The sequence below is a fragment of the Phaeobacter sp. genome (assembly GCF_022825805.1).
In the GTDB taxonomy this organism is placed as follows: Bacteria; Pseudomonadota; Alphaproteobacteria; order Rhodobacterales; family Rhodobacteraceae; genus Phaeobacter.
Map to the genome: position 1 here is coordinate 1 of NZ_JAJDWC010000019.1, position 2,996 is coordinate 2,996.

At 55.8% G+C, this 2,996-nt stretch carries 2 protein-coding genes and 1 pseudogene; all 3 read left to right on the forward strand.

Features of this window, described 5'->3' with window-relative positions:
- A pseudogene (locus Q0C28_RS17720) lies at positions 1-127 on the forward strand (IS630 family transposase); the annotation flags it as partial.
- 176 nt (positions 128-303) lie between these two features.
- Positions 304-1,203: an RNA polymerase sigma factor RpoH gene (gene rpoH, locus Q0C28_RS01525; RefSeq protein WP_293572882.1), complete on the forward strand. Its 900-nt coding sequence runs from the start codon at positions 304-306 to the stop codon at positions 1,201-1,203.
- Between the two features lie 501 nt (positions 1,204-1,704).
- A partial coding sequence (locus tag Q0C28_RS01530) for a methyl-accepting chemotaxis protein (protein ID WP_293572883.1) occupies positions 1,705-2,996 on the forward strand: 1,292 nt, incomplete at its 3' end.

Here is a 2,996-nt window from a genome sequence, read left to right on the forward strand (position 1 = left end):
GCAATTCGCCGATGCGATCCTGAGATTCTTCCGCGAAACCATCCCCAAAGAGTGGAAAACATTCCGAGATCAGGTCTCAGACAACTTCAGGGTCATAACACACGAAAAATTTCGGGTTTTGGGGTGAGTGCGGTATATCGCTATCATTTTCTCGTTTCCTGTGAACTCTGTCACAGATTTTTGGGGCTTTTGGCGTTAAAACGAACCAACCTGAAAGAGTTTGACGGGAACCTCTTGAAAGGTGAGCACTGCTTACCCACATTGGTTTATGTTAAGCCCTTAAACATTGGGAGGGACACCAAGATGGCGAATTATGCAAACCTACCCGCACCGACCCCAGAAGGCGGCCTGAACCGCTACCTGCAGGAAATCCGGAAGTTTCCGTTGCTGGAGCCGGAAGAGGAATACATGCTGGCCAAGCGCTGGGTCGAGGAGCAGGATGCAAAGTCCGCCCATAAAATGGTGACCTCTCACCTCCGTCTGGCGGCGAAAATCGCCATGGGTTATCGCGGCTATGGGTTGCCCCAGGCCGAGGTTATTTCTGAGGCCAATGTCGGCTTGATGCAGGCTGTCAAACGTTTTGACCCGGAAAAAGGTTTCCGCTTGGCCACATATGCGATGTGGTGGATCCGCGCATCGATCCAGGAATATATCCTGCGGTCCTGGTCTCTGGTGAAGCTTGGCACAACTTCGGCCCAGAAGAAGCTGTTCTTCAACCTGCGCAAGGCAAAAGCCCGGATTGGCGCTCTGGAAGAGGGCGACCTGCATCCTGACAGCGTCAAGCGAATCGCCACTGACCTTGGTGTGACCGAGGATGAAGTGATCTCCATGAACCGGCGTATGTCTGGTGGGGATGCGTCGCTGAACGCCACGGTTGGTACCGAAGGTGAAGGCGCGATGCAGTGGCAGGATTGGCTCGAAGATGAAGACGCGGATCAGGCAGGCGATTATGAGGCCCGGGACGAGTTGGAAGCGCGCCGGGAGCTGCTGGCGGCTGCATTGGATGTGCTCAACGATCGCGAAAAGGACATTCTGACCCAGCGCCGCCTGGCGGATCAGGCCAAAACGCTTGAGGATCTGAGCAGCCAATATGGTGTCAGCCGTGAACGGATCCGGCAGATCGAGGTGCGCGCCTTTGAGAAACTGCAGAAGAAAATGCGCGAGCTGGCACTGGAAAAAGGGATGTTGCCCGCTGCGACGTGATTGGGCCTTTACAGCTGGGGTTCACGGGCGATGACGTGCCTCAAGCGCCCAGCTGTATTGCGGCAGATCAAACCGCATAAACAACGGTAAACACTATCGAATAAATGGGGTGCAGCGATCTGCGCCCCATTTCTGTTTTTGCCTAATCTGTTTTCGGCTAACTTTGCCTGCTCCGGTGCATTTTGGCGCCCGCATCGTCACAAGAAGTGACTGGCTTGATTTGTTCGCCATCGTTCGCGGTCTGATGGGGCCAGATCACTGTGCGATCACATTGACAGAACAGTGTTTTTTATAGCTAAAAGTTTAGCGAATGGCTCATCCTTGGGTTGAAATCACCTATCCGCCTTACTCACCTTTTCTTACCAGATGGTTTCTAGGCGCGCGTATAATCGCGGCCATGCTGCGTCTTTTGCGCGCGCTGCGGGATCTGCGACTAACGCTTTTTTAGGGGGCGCAAACCTACGGTCCGCTTGAACTGTTTTTCAAAGGACCAAGAATACGATGCCATCTATCTTATTCCGTCTGCCCATCCGCATTTATGCCGTGGTGGCAATGGCGCTCGCGCTGTCGGTTGTCCTGACGTCCCTGTTGCTGACACGGGCGGTCGACAACTCCTATGTCATGCGCAAGAAGGAACTCCACAACATCATCGACACCTCGATCAGCCTGCTTGCTGATCTTGAGGCGCGGGTTCAAGCCCAAGAGCTGACCGCCGATGAAGCCCGCAAACAAGGCCGCGAAATCGTCGAGCGCGTGCGGTTTGACAGCGCTGGCTATCTCTTTGCATTCGATCTGGATCTGGTGGTGCAGGCGCACCCGACAGTGCCCGATTGGGTCGGCACCAATCAGGGTGCCTTTGAAGATGTAAAAGGGATACGTGTTTTCAAAGAACTCGGTGATGTTGCGCAGCGAGACGGTGCCGGTTCGGTGACATACTGGTTCCACAAACCCAATCAGGACGAGCCAGAGCCCAAGCTGGGTTATGTGCAGTTGTTTGAACCCTGGGGTTGGGTGATCGGAACCGGGTCATATGTCTCGGATATTCAAACTGACCTGTCCAACATGATCACCGAATCAGCGATCGCGCTTGGGGTGATCTTGGTGCTGCTCTTGGTGGCGTCGACGGTGATCATGCGCAGCGTCACGGGGCCGATCAACACGCTCAATGGGCGGATGGCCGAGATGGCTGCGGGAGACACCGACACGTCCGTGCCCTACACAGAATCGCGCAGTGAAATGGGGGAAATGGCCCGCACATTGGAGTCGTTCCGCGATGCATTGGCTGAACAGAACGTGTTGAAACGCCAGCAGCAGGCCCGCGACCAAGAGCGTGTGGATGTGGTGAATGTCATTTCCAGCCGACTTGCAGAGCTGTCTCAGGGCAATCTGAGCGTGCGCATCACCGAACAGCTGCCAGAAGATTACGCCCAGCTGCAGCGTGACTTCAACCAAACGGCGGAAACGCTGAGCGGGACGGTGACGCAGGTTATTGATACTGCGGAAAGCATTCGCAACGGCGCCGGTGAAATCAGCCAGGCTTCGGACGATCTGTCCAGCCGCACGGAAAGCCAGGCGGCCACGCTGGAGCAGACCGCCGCCGCGCTGGATGAAATGACCGCCAGCGTGACCTCTGCCGCCGAAGGCGCCCGCAGCGTCGAAAGCATCATGCAGGAGGCCAAGCAAGAGGCCGAAAACAGCGGCGAAGTGGTGCAAAACGCGGTGTCGGCGATGACCGAGATCGAACAATCCTCCACCCATATCTCGCAGATCATCGGCGTGATTGACGACATCGC

Bases quoted from the DNA above. Each gene is read 5' to 3' on its own strand.
- rpoH (WP_293572882.1), top strand. From the start codon at position 304: ATGGCGAATTATGCAAACCTACCCGCACCGACCCCAGAAGGCGGCCTG.